General features: G+C 64.5%; 15 protein-coding genes. 10 read left to right on the top strand and 5 right to left on the bottom strand.

Translation table 11 applies throughout. The features are described 5' to 3' along the window. Window positions 1-39: 39 nt before the first annotated feature. From U5782_RS37640 to U5782_RS37610, 7 genes are all read left to right on the top strand, one after another. Complete coding sequence (locus U5782_RS37640; protein WP_322048939.1) at window positions 40-1077, top strand: bifunctional nicotinamide-nucleotide adenylyltransferase/Nudix hydroxylase; 1038 nt, start codon at window positions 40-42, stop codon at window positions 1075-1077. A gap of 87 nt (window positions 1078-1164) precedes the next feature. Next, the gene (locus U5782_RS37635) at window positions 1165-2598 is read left to right on the top strand and encodes a nicotinate phosphoribosyltransferase (RefSeq protein WP_322048938.1); all 1434 of its coding nucleotides are present in this window, start codon (window positions 1165-1167) and stop codon (window positions 2596-2598) included. A gap of 208 nt (window positions 2599-2806) precedes the next feature. After that, window positions 2807-3601 carry an SDR family oxidoreductase gene (locus tag U5782_RS37630; RefSeq protein ID WP_322048937.1) on the top strand — a complete coding sequence of 265 codons (795 nt, stop codon included), beginning with the start codon at window positions 2807-2809 and terminating at the stop codon, window positions 3599-3601. A gap of 393 nt (window positions 3602-3994) precedes the next feature. Further along, complete coding sequence (locus U5782_RS37625; protein WP_322048936.1) at window positions 3995-4543, top strand: acyloxyacyl hydrolase; 549 nt, start codon at window positions 3995-3997, stop codon at window positions 4541-4543. A 337-nt stretch (window positions 4544-4880) separates the two neighbouring features. After that, window positions 4881-5681: an acetoacetate decarboxylase gene (locus tag U5782_RS37620; RefSeq protein WP_322048935.1), complete on the top strand. Its 801-nt coding sequence runs from the start codon at window positions 4881-4883 to the stop codon at window positions 5679-5681. 28 nt (window positions 5682-5709) lie between these two features. Continuing rightward, window positions 5710-6492 carry a 3-hydroxybutyrate dehydrogenase gene (locus tag U5782_RS37615; protein WP_322048934.1) on the top strand — a complete coding sequence of 261 codons (783 nt, stop codon included), beginning with the start codon at window positions 5710-5712 and terminating at the stop codon, window positions 6490-6492. A gap of 9 nt (window positions 6493-6501) precedes the next feature. Then, on the top strand, window positions 6502-7758 hold the full coding sequence (locus U5782_RS37610) for a patatin-like phospholipase family protein (protein ID WP_322048933.1): 1257 nt from the start codon (window positions 6502-6504) through the stop codon (window positions 7756-7758). 23 nt (window positions 7759-7781) lie between these two features. Here the strand turns inward: U5782_RS37610 and U5782_RS37605 are convergent, their stop codons facing one another. From U5782_RS37605 to U5782_RS37585, 5 genes are all read right to left on the bottom strand, one after another. Next, the gene (locus tag U5782_RS37605; RefSeq protein ID WP_322048932.1) at window positions 7782-9032 is read right to left on the bottom strand and encodes a mechanosensitive ion channel family protein; all 1251 of its coding nucleotides are present in this window, start codon (window positions 9030-9032) and stop codon (window positions 7782-7784) included. Window positions 9033-9194: 162 nt separating this feature from the next. Beyond that, the gene (locus U5782_RS37600; RefSeq protein ID WP_322048931.1) at window positions 9195-10073 is read right to left on the bottom strand and encodes a crotonase/enoyl-CoA hydratase family protein; all 879 of its coding nucleotides are present in this window, start codon (window positions 10071-10073) and stop codon (window positions 9195-9197) included. Window positions 10074-10096: 23 nt separating this feature from the next. Then, entirely contained in the window at window positions 10097-10930 is an 834-nt protein-coding gene (locus U5782_RS37595) for a crotonase/enoyl-CoA hydratase family protein (RefSeq protein WP_322048930.1), read from the bottom strand. 38 nt (window positions 10931-10968) lie between these two features. After that, window positions 10969-14250, bottom strand: coding sequence for an acetyl-CoA carboxylase family protein (locus tag U5782_RS37590; RefSeq protein WP_322048929.1), 3282 nt, complete (start codon window positions 14248-14250; stop codon window positions 10969-10971). A gap of 11 nt (window positions 14251-14261) precedes the next feature. Then, on the bottom strand, window positions 14262-15965 hold the full coding sequence (locus U5782_RS37585) for an AMP-binding protein (RefSeq protein WP_322048928.1): 1704 nt from the start codon (window positions 15963-15965) through the stop codon (window positions 14262-14264). A gap of 306 nt (window positions 15966-16271) precedes the next feature. Between U5782_RS37585 and U5782_RS37580 the strand changes: the two genes are divergently transcribed. The 3 genes from U5782_RS37580 to U5782_RS37570 form a co-directional block, all read left to right on the top strand. Next, window positions 16272-17234, top strand: coding sequence for a cyclase family protein (locus U5782_RS37580; RefSeq protein WP_322048927.1), 963 nt, complete (start codon window positions 16272-16274; stop codon window positions 17232-17234). 112 nt (window positions 17235-17346) lie between these two features. Further along, window positions 17347-19038 carry a class I adenylate-forming enzyme family protein gene (locus U5782_RS37575; RefSeq protein WP_322048926.1) on the top strand — a complete coding sequence of 564 codons (1692 nt, stop codon included), beginning with the start codon at window positions 17347-17349 and terminating at the stop codon, window positions 19036-19038. Window positions 19039-19181: 143 nt separating this feature from the next. Beyond that, window positions 19182-19403: electron transfer flavoprotein subunit beta/FixA family protein (locus U5782_RS37570; protein WP_415914486.1), on the top strand; the 222-nt coding region annotated here is incomplete at its 3' end.

Below are 19403 nucleotides of genomic sequence, written 5' to 3'. Positions count from 1 at the left end.
GGGACAGACCCACGACCGCCAATCTCTTGAGGGAGCCTCATGAGCACGCAGACCCCGCGTTTCGACGCACTGATTTTCATTGGCCGTTTCCAGCCTCCGCATCGCGGTCACCTCGATGTGCTGCGCCGTGCGCTTGGCCTTGCCTCGCGCGTGTGCATCCTGATCGGTTCGACCGACCGGCCGCGCACCATCAAGGATCCGTTCTCGTACGACGAACGCCGCCAGATGATCCTCGCCTTGCTCGACGAAGACGAGCGCGAGCGGGTACTCATCGCGCCGGTGCAGGACTCGATGTACAACGACGGCGACTGGCTGCGCTGGATTCAGGACGCTGTAGCGTCCGAACTGGGCGACACCTCGGGCCGTCGTATCGGCTTGATCGGCCACGAGAAAGACGCCACCTCCTACTATCTGCGCATGTTCCCGCAGTGGGAATTTGTGGAAACGGACGCCACCGAAGACATCTCGGCCACCGAGATTCGCGAGCAGTTGTTTGCGGAGCGCAGCAACAGCTTCGTCGCGTGGGCCGTGCCGGCACCCGTGCACGACTGGCTCGAACGCTTTCGCACGCGGCCCGAATTCGCGCAACTGAAGTCGGAAGCCGAGTTCATCGCGGGCTACAAGAAGGCGTGGGCCGCGGCGCCGTATCCGGTGACCTTCGTCACGGTCGATGCGCTCGTGGTCCATTCCGGCCATATCCTGCTCGTGCGCCGTCGCAGCGAACCGGGCCGTGGCCTGTGGGCACTGCCGGGCGGCTTCGTCAATCAGGACGAACGGCTCGAGACCGCCTGCATTCGCGAGCTGCGCGAAGAGACTGGCCTTAAACTGCCCGAGCCCGTGTTGCGCGGCTCGATCAAGGATCGTCAGGTCTTCGACCATCCGCAGCGCTCGCTGCGTGGACGCACCATCACACACGCATTCCTGTTTCATTTCCCCGTAGGCGAGTTGCCGCGCGTAAAGGGCGGCGACGATGCCGACAAGGCGCGCTGGGTGCCGCTCAACACGTTCGCTCGCATGCGCGACGTGATGTTCGAGGACCACTTCGACATCGCCCATCTCTTCCTCGGGAAGCTCTGAGCGTACGTCCGATCATCGTTTGACCATTGCTTTACCCCCGCCCGGATAGACCCGGCGGACTTCCAACGGCATAGAGGAGCTCTAGCCATGCAAGCCCAATTCGACACGTTCGCATCCGTTCTGTCCAATCCGATTCTTAATACGGACTCCTATAAAGCGTCGCACTTCGTGCAGTATCCGCCCGAAGCTACCGGCATGTTCTCGTATGTCGAATCGCGCGGTGGTCGTTACGACCGTACCGTGTTCTTCGGACTGCAAATGCTCGTGAAGGAATATCTGTGCCGCCCCATCACTGCGCAGATGATCGACGAAGCAAAACTCTTCTTCGCGGCGCACGGCGAACCCTTCAACGAAGCGGCCTGGCGCTATATCGTCGAGCAATATGACGGCTACCTGCCGCTGCGTATCCGTGCCGTGCCGGAAGGCTCGGTGGTGCCGGTGCACAACGTCCTCATGACGGTCGAATGCGACGATCCGAGGGTGTTCTGGCTTGCTTCGTACCTCGAAACGATGCTGCTGCGCCTCTGGTATCCCATCACCGTGGCGACGCAAAGCTGGCACCTGCGCAAGACCATCGGCCGCTATCTGCGCAAGACCAGCGACGACCTCGCGCAACTGCCGTTCAAGCTGCACGACTTCGGCGCACGCGGTGTTTCCAGTGCGGAAAGCGCGGCGATTGGCGGTGCGGCCCACCTCGTGAGTTTCATGGGCTCCGACACCGTGCTCGGCGTGATTGCCGCGAATCGTTACTATCACGCACCGATGGCGGCGTACTCCGTGCCCGCCGCCGAACACAGCACGATCACGTCCTGGGGCCGCGAGCGCGAGGCCGATGCCTACCGCAATATGCTGGCGCAGTTCGGCAAGCCGGGCGCGATCGTCTCGGTGGTGTCCGATTCGTACGATCTGTTCGCCGCGCTCGACATGTGGGGTGGCGAGTTGAAGCAGGCCGTGCTCGACTCCGGGGCGACGCTCGTGATCCGGCCGGATTCCGGCGAGCCGGTCGATATCGTGCTCAGGACCGTGCGCGCGCTCGAAGCCTCGTTCGGTGCGACGCTCAATAGCCGCGGCCGTCGCGTGCTGAATACCGTGCGCGTGATTCAGGGCGATGGCGTCGATGAGGCCTCGATCGAAGCGATCCTGGCCGCGTTGGACGACGCAGGCTATGCGGCCGACAACGTCACCTTCGGAATGGGCGGCGCGTTGTTGCAACGCGTGGACCGCGACACGCAGCGCTTCGCGATGAAGTGCTCGGCGATCCGTCTGGGCGACACGTGGACGGGGGTGCGCAAGGACCCCGTCACCGATGCCGGCAAGCGCTCGAAGATGGGCCGCCTCACGTTGCTGCGCAACCGCCGCACGGGCGAATACCGCACGGCCACGCTGCCGCTCGCATGGGAAGACCGCACGCTCGAACGCGACTGGGAGGAAGCGCTCGAAACAGTCTACGACACCGGCCGTTTGTGCGTGGACGTGACGCTCGACACGATCCGCGAGCGCGCGCACGCCGACGAGGCTTGAGTTGCGCGCATGCGCCGGGAGCCTGGCTCCTGGCGCATGTCGTGAGACGCCTCTTCGTGCCCTCTTGCTTCCGGTGTACAAATCGTCCTGTTCCCTGACGCATTTGTCCAGTTTGCGCCTCTCGGACACCTCTATACTTTTTCACTGCTGCGTGTATGCGGCGTCGCATTTCGTCGCATATGAATTCATCATTTGATAAGGATTGCAGATGAATGAAAAAGTAAAAAGCGGAGTAAGCGAACATCGACCGAAACCGGAGGCCAAGGTGTGCGTCGTGACGGGCGGAGCCGACGGCATCGGCTGGGCCTGTGTGCAGCATTTCGCCGCCGAGGGCTATCGTGTCGCGCTGATCGATCTGCGCGCCTCGCACGCAACAGCGCGCGCCGCCGAGTTGGGCGAGGGACATCTCGGCATGGGCGCGGACGTTGCCGACGAAGCCGCGATCCGCGCGACCATGAGCGAGATCGCGGCGCACTACGGACGCATCGACGTGCTGGTCAACAATGCGGGCATCGGCGAGCCAAAGGCTGCCACGCTAGACCAGTCGCTCGAGGCCTTCGACCGCATGTTCGCCGTGCATGTGCGCGGCACCTTCGTCGCGAGCCGCGAAGCCGCACGCGTGATGCTCGCGCAGCGTGCGGGCGCGATCGTCAATCTTTGCTCGATCGCGGGGCGCGCCGGGATTCCCACGCGCAACGCGTACGGTGCGGCTAAGGCGGCGATCGAGTCGCTCACACGCTCGCTGGCCTGCGAATGGGCGCGCGAGGGCGTGCGCGTGAATGCGGTGGCGCCCGGCTACGTGGCGACCGAACTCGTCGATACGCTCGTGCGCAACGGGCAGCTCGATCTCGCCGCCATCGAGCGTCGCACGCCGCTGGGCCGACTGGCTGAGCCGTTGGAGATCGCGCGCGCGGTCGCATTTCTTGCCTCCGACGCGGCAAGCTATGTCACTGGAACCGTGCTGAACGTGGACGGCGGCTGGCTCGCCTATGGCGGCGTGTGAGCGACTGGCGCGACATGTCCCCGATAAATACCGCAGCATTGCTGCAATGCGTGAAACGGACTAATGCGCGCATTCGCATTTATCGCGCGGCTCAGGATCTCTAATATCTGCGGGCGTTGTTCAAGCGATGAACAACGTTGGTCTCCAAACCGACTTCGACCTCCGTTTGCGCAAAGCGGAGGTCTTTTTTTATCTGCACTATTTGCAGTCGGCACAATAGATCATTGCGTTTTTCAGTGTATGGATTTTCACTCTTTCGGCAATAAAGCATTGCGCTGACGTGACGGTAATAAATAAGTCAGTGAATTTATAATCCGCCGAATATTCGATCCGACGTTTCGCGATTCAATGGATTCCGTCGCGTCAAAAATCAAAAAATCGAAAGAGTGAAAAATGCGAAAAAGAAAACTGTCTCTCGTCGTTCTTTTTGCGGGGTTGTCCCTCGGTTCCACCGCGGCGCGCGCCGATCAATGGGGCATACAATTCGCCGGCGGCGTCGCCGACCATGACGTGAAGAAGGCCGATCTCGGCGTCGTCTGGGATCCGGGCTGGAAATGGTGGAATATCGGCGGCTATCACTTCACCGTGGTCGGTGAAGGCCACGTGGCGTACTGGGACATCGGCGAAAAGCCCTCCGCCCATGCAAACATCTGGGAATTCGGCTTCACGCCGGTGTTCCGGTTCATCAAGAATTCGGGCTATATCCGCCCCTTCGTCGAAGCGGGCGTGGGCGTGCGGCTGCTTTCGCATGTGGACGAAACGCCGGACCGCAGTTTCTCCTCGTCCTTCCAGTTCGCGGATATGGTGGGCGTAGGCGCGCAGTTTGGCGAGCACCAGAACTATCAGGCGGGCTTTCGTTTCCAGCATCTGTCGAATGCCGGGCTCAAGCACCCGAACCCTGGCATCAACTTCAGCCAGATTTACGTGCAATACAACTTCTAGGCCAATCCGCGGCGCTCTCGCGTGCGGCGCTTTAATGCGCAGCGCGCGTTTTCCCTCCCTGTTGTTCTATCCCATTTCATATTATCGTCGACTGTCGTTGCGATATCGGGTTTGATCCGATCCCTGCAACACTGCACATACAAAAATGAAACAAACGAATGCTGGACGCCAGTACGGCATGATGAATTGACGGGACAATATACGGGTATTTCCTTTCAATTGCCTTTTTAATTGCCGGAAGCGCAACGGTGTTTATTGATATCCAATGGCACCAGACGACACATTGGCCTCTATGATTATTCGCGACGTTTTACCGCAGCTCAGTCATGAGGACAGCATGGATCTAGCACAAATCCGCCGCGACGCGTTTGCAATGCCGGTTCACAATCCGGCTTATCCGCGCCCGCCGTTTCGCTTCGTCAATCGCGAATATTTCATCATCACGTACGAGACCGATCCCGATGCGCTGCGCGCCATCGTGCCGGAGCCGCTCAAGCCCGAGAACAATCTCGTGCACTACGAATTCATCCGCATGCCGGATTCGTCGGGCTTCGGCGACTACACCGAGAGCGGTCAGGTCGTCTCCGTGCGCGACCCGCAGGGGCGTCTCGGCAACTACACGCACTCCATGTATCTCGACGACGAAGGCCCGATCGCGGGCGGCCGTGAGATCTGGGGCTTTCCGAAGAAGCTCGCTCGCCCGGTGCTGAGCGTGGACGGCAACGACACGCTGCTCGGCACGCTCGACTACGGCACGCAGCGCGTGGCCACGGGCACGATGGGCTACAAGCACCACATGCTCAATATCGAAGACGAGCGCCGCAAGCTCGCCGACACGCCCAACTACCTGCTCAAGGTGATTCCGCATGTGGACGGCACGGCGCGCATCTGCGAACTCGTGCGCTTCTATCTGCGCGACGTGACGGTGCTCGGTGCATGGAGCGGCCCCGCCGCCATCGAACTGCATCCGCACGCGCTCGCGCCGGTGGCGGATCTGCCGGTGCGCCGTGTCGTGGGCGCGCGCCATGTGATCGCGAACCTCACGCTCGACATAGGCGAAGTTGCCTTCGACTATCTGGCCGATACGCCGGCCCATGCTAGCGCCGCTCAAAGCGCCGCAGAAGACGCACTCGCCTGATTTTTAACCGATACAGTAAGGATTACTCATGTCTTTGAAGAACAAGGTTGCCGTTATTACCGGCGCGGCTAGCGGCATTGGTGAACATTGCGCGCGTCATTTCGCGCAGCAGGGCGCGGCTGTCGTGATCGCCGACCTGAACCTGGCGGCAGCGGGCAAAGTCGCCGATAGTATCGTCGCAGCGGGCGGTAAAGCGCTGGCCGTAGCGATGGACGTCACCAACGAAGAAGCCGTGAACGCAGGCATCGAAGAAGCGGCGAAGGTGTTCGGCGGCATCGACGTGCTGGTATCGAACGCAGGGATTCAGATCATCAGCCCTGTGGACGAGTTCGCCTTCGGCGACTGGAAGAAGATGCTCGCGATTCACCTCGACGGTGCCTTCCTCACCACCAAGGCCGTGCTCAAGCATATGTACAGCAGCGGTAAGGGCGGCTCGATCGTCTATATGGGCTCGGTCCATTCGCATGAAGCGTCGAAGCTCAAGGCTGCCTATGTGACGGCGAAGCACGGTCTGCTGGGCCTCGCGCGCGTGGTCGCCAAGGAAGGCGGTTCGCGCGGCGTGCGCGCCAACGTCGTGTGCCCGGGCTTCGTGCGCACGCCGCTGGTGGACAAGCAGATTCCCGAGCAGGCCAAGGCGCTGGGCATTTCGGAAGAGGACGTCGTGAAGAACGTGATGCTCAAGGACACCGTCGACGGCGAATTCACCACGCTCGCCGATGTCGCCAGCACCGTCGCCTTCCTCGCAGGCTTCGAATCCAACGCGTTGACGGGCCAATCGGTGCTCGTCACGCACGGCTGGTCCATGCACTAAGGAGCGTCCATGCGCAGCAGCAATACAACCGCCCGCACGCAGCGCAAGCCGTTTGAGCTGCCGCGCTATGACGAAATCGCACTCGTCCTGCAAGGTGGCGGCGCACTCGGCTCGTATCAGGCCGGCGTATTCGAAGGACTCGCGCAGGCCGGTGTCGAGCCGCACTGGATCGCGGGCGTGTCGATCGGCGCGCTCAATACGGCGATCATCGCGGGCAATCCGCCGGAGCAACGCGTGGCCGCCTTGCGCGGCTTCTGGGAGTCGATCTGCCATCCGCTCGACTGGTTCGGCAATCTCGGCGCGCTCGCGTTGCCAATGTTCGGCCAGCACGATCTGGCGCGCCGCTGGGCCAGCATGTGGGCCGCGGGCCGCGCGCTCACCGAAGGTCAGCCGGGCTTCTTCGCGCCGCGCCGGCCGCTGCCGCTCGCGGGCTGGCAGAAGTCGCTGCCCAATGGTGTGAGCTATTACGATACCGCCGCACTGAAGTCGACACTGCAGCGCTTCGCCGATTTCGACCGCATCAACGACGGCCCGACCCGCGTGTCGGTGGGCGCCGTGAATGTGCGCAGCGGCAATCTGGTGTACTTCGACAACACGAAGATGCGCCTCGAACCCGAGCATTTCATGGCATCGGGCGCGCTGCCGCCGGGCTTTCCGGCGGTGGAGATCGAAGGCGAGTATTACTGGGACGGCGGTCTTGTTTCGAATACGCCGCTCACGGAGGTGTTGCGTGATTCGGACCACAAGGACACGCTGGTTTTCCAGGTCGATCTATGGAGCGCCAACGGCGCAGTGCCGGCCGACTTCATGGATGTGGCCGAACGCGCCAAGGACATCCAGTATTCGAGCCGCACGCGCGCCATTACCAACATGCTCGCCGACCGCCAGAAACACGCACGCTTCATCAAGGAGCTGCTGGAACACGTGCCTGCCGAAGCGCGCCGCAGCGACCCGCTGTTCCGGCTCGCGGAAACCGTGGCCGACGGTTCGTCGATCAACGTGGTGCATCTGATCTACAAGAACAAACCGTATGAAGGCCACTACAAGGACTACGAGTTCAGCATCGATACGATGGAGGAGCACTGGTCGAGCGGGCTGGAAGATATTCGCGCGTCGTTCGCGCATCCCGACTGGTTCGCGGTGCCGAGCCGCGAGCAGGGGTTCGTGACGCACGACATCCATCGTCGTGCGGGCGAGGTGCCCGAGTCGGATCGCAACGATCTGCCGACGAGCCACGAGCCCGTGGACCTGCAATTGCCCGCTTGATTAAAGCGGTCCAGGGCGCTACGTCACGCAGCGAGCGCGCTTTCGCGTTCGCTGCGTTTTTCCTGCGTGGCCTTCAGGCCTTGCTGCATGTCGTAACCCGATGGGTGCTGATAGACACGCAGCCCAAACTCGGGCAGCACGGCAATCAGATGATCGAACAGATCCGACTGGATCGCTTCGTACTCGGCCCACGTGGTGGTGTTGGTAAAGCAATAGAGTTCGAGCGGAATCCCTTCGGCGCTGCTCGGCATCTGGCGCACCATGCAGGTCATCTCGCGATGAATGTGCGGGTGCCGCTGTAGATACTGATCGACATACGCGCGAAACGTACCCAGATTCGTGAGTTGCCGCCTGTTCGCCGTGCATTCGCCTGCACTGCCCAACGCGCCATTGAACTGCGTGAGCGCGTCGCGCTTGTGCGCGAGATAGTCCTTCAGCAGCGTGAGGCGTTCAAGCTTCGCCACTTCCTGCGCGTCGAGAAAACGCACGCTGGTCGCGTCGATATAAAGCGCGCGCTTGATGCGCCGCCCACCCGCTTCGGTCATGCCACGCCAGTTCTGGTAGCTCTCGGTAATGAGCTTCCAGGTGGGAATCGTGATGATGGTGTGATCGAAGTTCGCGACCTTGACGGTATTGAGCGTGATGTCGATCACGGTGCCGTCCGCGCCTGCGCTCGGCATCGTGATCCAGTCGCCGATGCGCAGCATGTCGTTCGACGAAAGCTGCACGCCCGCGACGAGCCCCAGAATCGTGTCCTTGAAGATCAGCATGAGCACCGCCGACATCGCGCCGATACCCGACAGCAGCAGACCGATCTGCTTGCCCGTCGCGTCGCCGATGATGACCAGCGCCGCGGTGATGAACATCACGAGCTTGACCAGTTGCATCGCGCCCTTGAGCGAGAGGCGCGGCTGATCGCTGCGCGTGGTGCGATGCGCGTGCTCGAAGGCGGAGAGCGTGGCGCTGATGGTCATTGTCACGAGCACAACGATGAGCGCGAAGCTCACTTTGTCGACGGCCTGCGCGATCCGCTCGGGCACGCCCGGCACCATGTCGATGCCGAGCCGGATCACCACGAAGGGCGCTACGCGGCTGAGCCATTTGAAGGCGCCGAATTCGAACAGTGCATCGTCGATGCGGGTGGCGGAGCGCTGCGCGAGACGCGCGACAACGCGAAACAGCAGGAAGTGGACAGCGGCGGTGACGATGCCCGCCGCGCCGAGCAACGCGAGCGATCCAACCAGCGGAGCAAACCAGATTTCATTCACAGTCATGGGGTCTTGCGGGGTCCTTTACCAAGATTCAAAACACAAAAACGACACCGGCGCGACATCGAGTCGCGCCGGTGTGTGTCCTGCGGCAAATCGTAGGGTACTTGAAAGGGACTGCTCGCGCGAGGCAAGGTTCCGCGCGCAGGCGTGCCGTGAGGTCGCGCCTTAGACGAAGGGCGGCTCGGCCTGCCAGTCGAAGAAGTCCGGCATATCCGTGGAAACGCGGTTGGGGAAGGCCGCCGGGCGTTTTTCGAGGAACGCGCTCACGCCTTCGGCGGCATCTGCCGAGCGCCCGCGCGACTGAATGGCGCGGCTGTCGAGCCGGTGCGCTTCCATCGGATGGCTCGCGCCCGCCATGCGCCAGATCATCTGGCGCGAGATGGCTGCCGAAACCGGCGCGACGTTATCGGCAATTTCGCGCGCGAGCGCCCACGCGGCGGGCAGCAGATCGTCTGGCGCGTGCACGGAGCGCACGAGGCCGCGCGCGAGTGCTTCGTCGGCGGTAAAGACGCGGCCCGTGTAGCACCATTCGAGCGCCGACGAAATCCCCACCACGCGCGAGAGGAACCACGACGATGCCGCCTCGGGTGTGATGCCGCGCCGCCCGAACACGAAGCCGAACTTCGCGTCGCTCGACGCGAGGCGAATATCCATCGGCAACTGCATCGTCACACCGATGCCGACCGCCGGGCCGTTTACCGCCGCGATCACGGGCTTGAGGCTGCGGAAGATGCGCAGCGCTACGCGCCCGCCGCCGTCGCGATGCACGGTTTCCACGCTCGTGCCCAGGCGCTTCGCGTAGTCGAAGGTCTCGCCGCCCGAAGAGAGATCGGCGCCTGCGCAGAACGCGCGGCCCGAACCGGTGACGATCACGCAGCGCACGGCGTCGTCGGCGTCGGTGGCGTCGAAGGCGGCGATCAGTTCCTGCATCATCGTCGCCGTGAAGGCGTTGAGCTTCTCGGGGCGATGCAGCGTGATGGTGGCGACGCCGTCCTCGACGGCGTAGCGCAGCGTGTCGAATGACGGCTTGGCGAATTCACTCATGATGGTTCTCGCAGACGGGAAGCTCAGTACTTGGGAGGTTGAGAGGCAGGCACGAAGCGCGGCGCTCGCTTTTCCAGGTTCGCGGCCACGGCCTCGCGTTGATTCGCGCCGCCGATCAGCGCTTTCTGTTCGACCGACTCGGCGAGCAGGATGGCTGCGGCGTCGCCTTGCGAGGCGACCTGCATCAGACGCTTGGCTGCGCGGATCGCATCGGGACTGCGCTGGGCGATTTCACGCGCCGTGGCGAGCGCCTGCGCGTGCGGATCGTCGGTCACGCGGGTCGCGAGACCCAGTTCGACCGCTTCACTCGCGGGCACGATGCGCGCGCTGTAGATCAATTCGCGTAACCGGTCGTCTCGCACGAGGCCGCGTGTGAGCACCATGCCGCCCATGTCGGGCACGATGCCCCACTTCATTTCCATCACGGAGAGCCGCGCGTCGGGCGCCACGTAACGCAGGTCCGCGCCCAGCGCGAGTTGCAGGCCGCCGCCGAACGCCACGCCGTGCACCGCGGCGATCACGGGCACGGGCAACTCGCGCCAGAGCATGCAGATCTGCTGCGCGAAGTTCGACAGACCGTGAGTGCGTTCGGTAATGGGCGTGCCGCCGCCCAGCTTGCTTAGCGCGGCCATGCTCTCCAGATCGAGGCCCGCGCAGAACGCCTGACCGTTGCCGGAGAGGACCACGGCGCGCAGATCGGCCTCGTTCGCGAGGCGCTCGCCCGCAGCGAGGATCGCATCGAACATCGCGGGACTCAGCGCGTTCATCTTCTGCGGGCGATTCAGCCGCACATCGGCCACGCCATCCGTCACGGTGATCTCGACGAGGGACGTTGCTGCGCTCGTATCCACGTTCATTTCCATTCCTTGTTGTGTTGTCGTTATGTCGTGCGCGCTCACCAGGTATCGACGAAACGCCGTCCCGCGCGCGTAGCATCCGCACCGCCCTGGCTCGCGTTGAGCCCGCGCATGAGCCAGCGGCGTGTCTCTGCCGGGTCGATCACGCCGTCGATTTCGAGGAAGCTCGCCATGTTGATGGCTTTGCCGTTGCGGTAGGCGTCGGCGACCATGCGCTCGAACAGCGCCTCGCGCTGCGCCGGATCGTCGATGGCGGCCAGCTCCTTCGCATAGCCGAGCCGCACCGCGCCTTCCAGCCCCATCGCGCCGAATTCGCCGCTCGGCCACGCGATCGTGAAGAGCGGCGCGTGAAAGCTGCCTGCCGCCATCGCCTGCGCGCCCAGACCGTAGCCCTTACGCAGCACGACGGTGAAGAACGGCACGCGCAGGCCTGCACCCGCAACGAACATGCGCGAAACGTGGCGCACCGTCGCCTGCTTTTCGGCGTCCGGGCCGACCATGAAGCCGGGCGTGTCGCACAGCGAGAGCAGGGGCAGGCCGAAGGTGTCGCAAAGCTGCATGAAACGCGCGGCCTTGTCGCCCGCCTGAGCGTCGATCGCGCCGCCCAGATGCATGGGGTTATTGGCGAGCAGTCCGAACGGTTTGCCTTCGATACGAACCAGTGCGGTAATGAGTCCCGGCGCGAACACGCGGCGCAGTTCGAGCACGGAATCCTGATCGGCGAGTATGTCGATCACGCGGCGAATGTCGTACACGCGCAGCCGATTCTCGGGAATCGCCTCGCGCAGCAGGCGCTGATCGGCGCATGACCAATCGTCGATTGACCCTTGAAAATACGAGAGATATTGCTTCGCGGCCTGCACGGCGGCGGCTTCGTCGTCCACCAGCACGTCGATCACGCCGTTGGGCGCCTGCACGCTGACCGGGCCGACTTCCTCGGGCGTGAACTTGCCGAGGCCCCCGCCTTCGATCATCGCCGGGCCCGCCATGCCGATGCTTGCATTGCGCGTGGCGATGATGACGTCGCAGCAGCCGAGCAGCGCCGCATTGCCCGCGAAGCAGCGGCCCGAGACCACGCCCACGAGCGGCACCTGGCCCGAGAGCCGCGCCATGCTCGCGAAGGTGCGGCAGTCGAGGCCCGCGACGCCCACATGGTCAGTATCGCCCGGCCGACCGCCGCCGCCTTCCGCGAACAGCACGAGCGGCAGACGCCATTGCTCGGCCAGTTGCAGCATGCGGTCGGTCTTCTTGTGGCTCATCATGCCCTGCGTGCCCGCGAACACCGTGTAGTCGTAGGCGATGGCCATGCAGCGCGCGGCCTGCGCGCCCACGCTTGCGGCGTTGACGGTGCCGATGCCTGCGATCAGGCCATCGGCGGGGCTTTGCGTAATCAGATCGTCGAGCGGACGGCGGCCGCGCTGCGCGGCAAGCGCGAGCGCGCCGTATTCGACGAAGCTGTCCGCGTCGAGCAGGTCGTCGAGGTTCTCGCGCGCCGTGCGCTGGCCGGTCTTGCGGCGCTTCGCGACGGCCTGCGGGCGGCGCTCGTCACGCGTGAGCGCGTGACGCTCCAGCACTTCGGCCAGATCGGCGCGAATATGCGCGAGATCGCGGCTTTGCTCGGTTTCCACCTGCGCGGCGTCGATTTCGGCGGGCTCGATATAGACGAGCGGTGCGCCCTCGAACACCGTGGCATCCGGTTCGGCGGCCAGCATGCGGACGATGCCGCTTTGCGCGGCCTCCACGACGAATTCCATCTTCATCGCTTCGAGCACGGCGATCGGCTGTCCGATGGCGACGCTGTCGCCGGGCTGCACGTCCAGGCTTACGAGCCGCCCCTGGTTTGGCGCGACGAGCGGCACGCAACCAGGCGGTACATCGTGCGCGCTTGCGTTGCCGGAAACCGCAACGCTTGCCTGCTCCGCGCGGAAGAATCGTTGCGGTTGCGTGTCGCCGGACGTGGCAAGCAGTTCGGCGATATGACGCTCGATATAGCGCGTGTCCACCTCGTAGCCCGGCAATTCGCCCCGCAGCAACAGCGCCTGCAAAAAGCCGATATTGTTCGCCACGCCTTCCAGCCGGAACTCGCTCAAACCGCGCGCGGCGCGTCGCAACGCGCCCGGAAAATCGTCGGCATGCGCGATGAGTTTGGCGATCAGCGAATCGTAATTCGGGCTAGTGGCGTAACCCGCGTAGCCATAGCCATCCACGCGCAGACCTGCGCCGCTCGGCGGCTCCCACGCGGTGATGACGCCGCCCGCCGCCCGCGCGCCGCCATCGGCTTGCATCGTCTCCAGATTGACGCGTGCCTGCACGGCATAACCACGCACAGGCGGCGGCTCGATCAGCTTGAGTTCGGCGAGCGTGGCCCCTTGCGCGAGCGATAGTTGCGCGCGCACCAGATCGACGCCGGTGACGGCCTCGGTCACACAGTGCTCGACCTGCACGCGCGGATTCGCCTCCATGAACACAAAGTCGCCGCGCGCCGTATCGACGAGAAACTCGAACGTGCCGATCCCGCGATAGTTCACGGCGCGCGCGAGCGTGAGCGCGGCGTCGATGATCGCCCGGCGCAACGCGGCGCTCAGCCCCGGCGCGGGCGCGATTTCGATCACCTTCTGATGCCGCCGTTGCAGGCTGCAATCGCGCTCCCACAGATGGCCGACCTGCGCACCGTCGCCGAGAATCTGCACCTCCACATGACGCGCGTGCTCGATCACGCGCTCGACATAGAGCGCGCCGTCTCCGAACGCGGCGCGCGCTTCGGATTCGCAGCGCGCGAAGGCGTCGGCGAGACTCGCTGCATCGTGTACCGCGCGCATGCCGCGACCGCCCCCGCCCGCAAGCGCCTTGACCATGATCGCGCCGTGCGTGTCGAGAAAGGCGCGCGCTTCGTCGAGCGCGGTCGCGCGGTTCGTCCCGGCCGCGAGCGGCACGCCGCAGCGCGCCGCGAGTTCGCGCGCGCGGGCCTTGTCGCCGAACGTGCGCAGCACCTCGGGCGACGGGCCGATGAAGCGCAGGCCCGCTTCGTCGCAACGCTGCGCGAAGTCGGCGCGCTCGCTCAGGAAGCCGTAGCCGGGATGCACGGCGTCGCAGCCGTGCTCGCGCGCGGCGGCGATCAGCGCGTCGATATTCAGGTAGGCCGCCGCGCCGCGCCCGTTGAGCGGCACGGCCAGATCGGCGCGGCGCACGTGCAGGGCGCGCGCGTCGTCTTCGGCATAGACGGCCACGCTGCGCAGGCCCGCTTCGGCGGCGGCGCGCGCAATGCGAATGGCGATCTCGCCACGATTGGCGATCAGCACGGACTTGATCGGAGGCTTCACGGCGGATGTCGTCACAGCAGTTTGTCCAGTTCCTGTTTCCTGACCTTGCCGGTCGCGGTCATCGGCAAAGCGTCGATCACGCGGATTTCCGGCACCTTGTACACGGCCATCGCTTCGCGGCACCACGCCGCGAGTTCGCCCGCGCTCGCGCCGCTGCCCGGCTTGAGCACGACGAAGGCCACGGGCTGCTGGCCGCGCGCCGGGTCGGGCCGCCCGATCACGGCGCTGCCGAGGATCGCCGGATGCTGCCCGAGCAGCGCTTCCAGTTCGCTCGGAAAGACGCTCATGCCGTTGACCTTGAGCATCTCCTTGCGGCGGCCCAGATAACGGATAAAGCCTTCCTCGGTGAGCGTGGCGAGGTCGCCCGTATGCAGCCAGCCGTCGCGCAGCGCCTCGGCGCTGGCCTGCTCGCGCTGCCAGTAGCCCTTGAAAAGCGAGGGCGAGCGCACGCACAACTCTCCCTCGCTGCCGGGCGGCAGCAGCGCGCCGCTTGCGAAATCGCAGATCTTGAATTCGGTGCCCGGCACTGGCAGGCCCACGAAAGTGGGCTGGGCGCGCAGATCGGCATCGTCGTCCTGTAGGCCGAGCGTGAAGGTGTCGCAGGTGTGCGTCTCGGTCATGCCGTAGCTGAATTCGTAGAGCGTGCAGCCCGTGAGTTCGCGCCAGCGGCGGCGATAGTCGCGCGTGAGTTTCTTGATGAACGAGATCGCGCCGATCTGGCGCAGCGAGGCGTAGTCGAATTCACGCACGCGCGCGTGGTCGAGCACTTCCGCGACGCTATCGACCAGCATGCCGCAGTGGCTCACGCGGTAGTGCTGCACGGCGCGCATCCACGCAAGCGGGTCCCAGCGCGCGAGCAGCACGAGCGCCGCGCCCGCGAACACGGGAAAGAGCAGCCCCGCGTTCTCGCCCGCGATCCAGAACTCGGGCAGGAAGTTGAGGAACACGGCGTCGGGGCCGGCGCGTAGCGCGACGGGCATGAAGCTCGCGCAGGTGTAGAGCATGTCGCCGTGGGTGTGGATGCAGCCCTTGGGCAGGCCGGTCGTGCCGCCCGTGTAGTTGAGCGCGGCGATGTCGTCGAGTTGTGGTTCGTGTGTGGGAGCGGGCTGTTGCACGCTGTCGAGCGCGTCGAGCAGGTCGATGAAGTTGCCTCTCGTGACCTTCGGCGCGAGCACGACATCGGGCAGCGGCACCGGCGCGTCGTCGACGCTGTGCGCGCCGCGCATCTCGCCCAGGTTGGTCGCGATTACCGAGCGCAGCGCGCACTCGTCGCGCACCTGCTCGACAACGGGCAACAGTTGATCGGCGCAGATCACCACCTGCGCGCCGCTGTCCTTGAGCTGATAGCCGAGTTCCAGCGCCTTCGACAAAGGACTCACCGGCGCATGCACCGCGCCGAGCTTGAGGATGCCGTAGAACGCCACGTGCATCTGCGGGCAGTTGGGCATGAAGACGGCGACGCGGTCACCCGCGCGCACGCCCAGTTCGGCGAGCAGAGCGGCGCAGCGTTCGCTCAGGTCATCGAGTTCGCCGTAGCTCAGCGTGCGGCCGTAGAAGTGCAGGGCGGGGCGCTGCGGATCGCGGCGCGCCCATTCGCGCAAGTACGCCGTCAAGGGCCGCTGCCCGAGCGGATACTGCGGCTCGCGTGGCGTGCCCGCGGGCCATGCGCGTGCCCAGAGGGTATGCAGGTGCTCCAGATACTCGCTCTCGTTCATCGGCAGCCTCGCGGATTTCGGCGGTTCGTCATGCGCGTTGAATCGCAGCATCGAAGCGTCGATGTGTCGATGCGCATCGAGGGATGCGCCGCGCGTGAGAAGGGACGATCAAGGGACAGTCGTGCAGACCCTCCATGATGTGCACGATTGCCGCTTCACGCGCCTGCGGTTTTTCCCGGTTGACTTAAAAGGACGATCGTGCGATTTGTTGGGGTACCCCGGACGCTTGCCGCGTTCGTGTCGTTCCCTCTGCATCAATCACCCACCCACTCACCCGTCAGCGCGTGAGAAGAAAGGAGACAACGCATGGAGTCGCAGAACGTTCCCGAAGTAGCCGAGTTGCTGCAGGATTCGCCGAAGAACTGGGGCAAGTGGGGCGCCAACGACGAGGTCGGCTCGCTCAACTATCTGACGCAGGCCGAGGTGCTGCGCGGCGTGGCCTCGGTGCGCTCGGGCAAGACCTTTACGCTGCAGATCCAGATGGGCCACCCCAAGGGCGACCCGGTCTGGCCGGGACGTTCGCAGGCGCGCCGCATCAACGTGATGGACAAGGGCCACTACATGTGCGGCAAGGGTCCGCTCTTTCCAGGGCTGGCCGAATACGCCGACGACATGATGATCATGTACCTGCAAGGCTCGACGCAGTACGACGCGCTCGGCCACGTCTGGTACGACGACCAGCTCTGGAACGGCTACGACGCGAAATCGACCATTGGCGGGCTGGAGAAGGCGAGCGTGCTGCCCATCGCCGAGCGCGGCGTGGTGGGGCGCGGCGTGCTGATCGACATGGCGCGCCATCGCGGCAAAGCCGTGCTCGATCCTGGCGAGACCTTCACGCACGAAGACGTGCTCGCGGCGGCGAAGGCGCAGGGCGTGAGCATCGAAAAACGCGACATCCTTGTGATCCGCACCGGCTGGATCGGCTCGTTCTACGAGCGCGACCAGGCGAAGTTCTACGAGAACTTCGTTGAGCCGGGCCTGACCTATAGCCCCGAACTCGTCGAGTGGTTTCACAAGATGGAGATTCCCAACCTCGTGACTGACACGATTGCGAACGAAGTGACCGTCGATCCGGTCTCGGGCGTGGCGCTGCCGCTGCACAACGCGCTCATGCGCAATCTGGGCGTTGCGCTGACCGAAATCGCGCAACTCGACCCGCTCGCCGCCGATTGCGCCGACGACGGCCAATGGTCCTTCCTCTACACGGCTGCACCGCTCAAGGTGGTCAATGGCAGCGGCGCGCCGGTCAATCCGGTGGTGGTCAAGTAGGCCTCGCCTGACCCTCGTGAAGTCGATACGGCGCACGCTTCGCCTGCAAACGCCCTTGCGTGCGCCGCTCCCAATGCATTGATCTTGCGTTGAACCTCCCGCCGGAGCGCCTATGACGCCCTATGCCAGCAAACCGTGGCTCGCCCATTACGCGAGCGGCCACACGGCGACGATTTCCCAGCAGTATCCCGACGCCTTGAGCCTCTTTCGCGCCGCCGTCGCGCGTGCGCCGCAAGCCCGCGCCGTGTTGTACTTCGATGGCGTGCTGACCTACACCGAACTCGATCAGCAGTCCGATGCACTCGCCTGCGCGTGGCTTGAACGCGGCGTCGTGCGTGGCGATCGCGTCGCGATCTATCTGCAAAACGTGCCGCAATTCGTGATCGCGCTGGTGGCGGCGTGGAAGATCGGCGCGATTGCGGTGCCGGTCAATCCGATGAACCGCGCGCGGGAGTTGCGCGTGCTGCTGGCAGATTCGGGCGCGCGCGTGCTCGTGTGCCACGGCAGCTTGTACGAAGACGTGGTGCGGCCTCTGCTGGCGGAGGAAGACGAACGTGCGGCGCGCGGCGAAGCCTTCGTCAAGCCGCAGGTCATGACGACGTCGGCGCTCGCCTACCAGACGCGCGACGACGCGCGCCTCTTCGCGGGCATGACGCGTTCCGATGCGTCGGCCACGCACGCAGGCGCCGAGAGCCTGAGCGCCGTGATCGCAGCGCATCGCGGCCAGATACCGCCCGCCGTGCAACTGCATGGCGACGACGTGGCGATGCTCGTCTACACCTCGGGCACCACTGGCGTGCCGAAGGGCGCGATGAACACGCATGGCAACGTGGCCTTCAACGCGCAGGTCTATCGCGACTGGGTCGGCCTGCGCGAAGGCGCGCCGGTTCTCGGCGTCGCGCCGCTCTTTCACATCACAGGTCTCGTTGGCCACGTGGGCGCGGCCTTTATCTGCGCGGCTCCGCTCGTGCTGGCGTTCCGCTTCGAACCCGGCGTGTTGCTCGACGCCATCGCTGAGCACAAGCCCGAATTCACCATCGGCGCCATCACGGTCTTTATCGCGCTGATGAACGACGCGCGCGCCACGCGCGAGCATTTCGCCTCCATGCGGCGAATCTACTCGGGCGGCGCGCCGATTCCGCCGAGCGTGATCGAGGCGTTCCGCGAGCGCTTCGGCCACTACATCCATAACGGCTACGGCCTGACCGAAACCAATTCGCCCACGCATGTCGTGCCGGTGGGGCAGGACGCGCCGGTCGATCCCGCCTCGGGCACGCTCTCGATCGGCGTGCCGGCTTTCAATGTGGAGTCGTATATCGGCGACGATACGGGGCAGCCGCTGGCAGTCGGGGAAGTGGGCGAGATCATCTCGCGTGGGCCGATGGTCGTGCCGGGCTACTGGAACAAGCCGCAGGAAAGCGCGAAAGCGATCGTGGACGGCTTCTTTCGCACCGGCGACGTGGGCTTCATGGACGAGCACGGCTGGTTCTATCTAGTCGATCGCAAAAAGGACATGATCAACGCGGGCGGCTACAAGGTCTGGCCGCGCGAGGTGGAGGATGTGCTGTACACGCATCCGGCCGTGCGCGAGGCCGCCGTGGTGGGTGTGCCGGACAGCTATCGCGGCGAGACGGTGAAGGCGGTGGTGAGCCTCAAGCCGCAATCGAGCGTGACGCCGGAGGAACTCGTCGAGTACTGCAAGGCGCGCATGGCGGCGTACAAGTATCCGCGCATCGTCGCGATCATCGACGAGTTGCCGAAGACGGTGACGGGCAAGATCTTGCGGCGGGAGTTGCGGGGGTGAGGGGCCTTCTGCCCGCGAGCCAGGCTCTCCACCAATAGGCCTGAGCTATGACGGGCAGAGTTAATCGATAGTTGCCGGTTGTCGCCCTCCCACGGTGTAATGCGCTATCGAATAGCGTGAATTGAAATCGTGGAGGGGCGAAAGTGAAGATCGTGGTGCCGGTGAAGCGTGTTGTCGACTACAACGTGAAGGTGCGCGTGAAGTCGGATGGCACGGGCGTGGATATCGCCAATGTGAAGTTTTCGATGAACCCGTTCGATGAGATCGCGGTTGAAGAAGCAGTGCGGTTGAAGGAAGCGGGTGTGGCTAGCGAGGTCATCGCGGTGTCTTGTGGTGTTTCGCAGGCCCAGGAAACCTTGCGCACG

The organism is Paraburkholderia sp. J67 (assembly GCF_905220265.1).
Lineage (GTDB): Bacteria > Pseudomonadota > Gammaproteobacteria > Burkholderiales > Burkholderiaceae > Paraburkholderia.
This window is presented reverse-complemented; position numbering and strand designations above follow the sequence as displayed.

Excerpts from the sequence above, each read along its gene's own strand:
- U5782_RS37610 (WP_322048933.1), top strand. The coding sequence starts at position 6,502 with ATGCGCAGCAGCAATACAACCGCCCGCACGCAGCGCAAGCCGTTTGAG.
- U5782_RS37580 (WP_322048927.1), top strand. The coding sequence starts at position 16,272 with ATGGAGTCGCAGAACGTTCCCGAAGTAGCCGAGTTGCTGCAGGATTCG.
- U5782_RS37605 (WP_322048932.1), bottom strand. The coding sequence starts at position 9,032 with ATGACTGTGAATGAAATCTGGTTTGCTCCGCTGGTTGGATCGCTCGCG.
- U5782_RS37630 (WP_322048937.1), top strand. The coding sequence starts at position 2,807 with ATGAATGAAAAAGTAAAAAGCGGAGTAAGCGAACATCGACCGAAACCG.
- U5782_RS37575 (WP_322048926.1), top strand. The coding sequence starts at position 17,347 with ATGACGCCCTATGCCAGCAAACCGTGGCTCGCCCATTACGCGAGCGGC.
- U5782_RS37595 (WP_322048930.1), bottom strand. The coding sequence starts at position 10,930 with ATGAACGTGGATACGAGCGCAGCAACGTCCCTCGTCGAGATCACCGTG.
- U5782_RS37615 (WP_322048934.1), top strand. The coding sequence starts at position 5,710 with ATGTCTTTGAAGAACAAGGTTGCCGTTATTACCGGCGCGGCTAGCGGC.
- U5782_RS37585 (WP_322048928.1), bottom strand. The coding sequence starts at position 15,965 with ATGAACGAGAGCGAGTATCTGGAGCACCTGCATACCCTCTGGGCACGC.
- U5782_RS37640 (WP_322048939.1), top strand. The coding sequence starts at position 40 with ATGAGCACGCAGACCCCGCGTTTCGACGCACTGATTTTCATTGGCCGT.
- U5782_RS37620 (WP_322048935.1), top strand. The coding sequence starts at position 4,881 with ATGGATCTAGCACAAATCCGCCGCGACGCGTTTGCAATGCCGGTTCAC.
- U5782_RS37635 (WP_322048938.1), top strand. The coding sequence starts at position 1,165 with ATGCAAGCCCAATTCGACACGTTCGCATCCGTTCTGTCCAATCCGATT.
- U5782_RS37625 (WP_322048936.1), top strand. The coding sequence starts at position 3,995 with ATGCGAAAAAGAAAACTGTCTCTCGTCGTTCTTTTTGCGGGGTTGTCC.
- U5782_RS37600 (WP_322048931.1), bottom strand. The coding sequence starts at position 10,073 with ATGAGTGAATTCGCCAAGCCGTCATTCGACACGCTGCGCTACGCCGTC.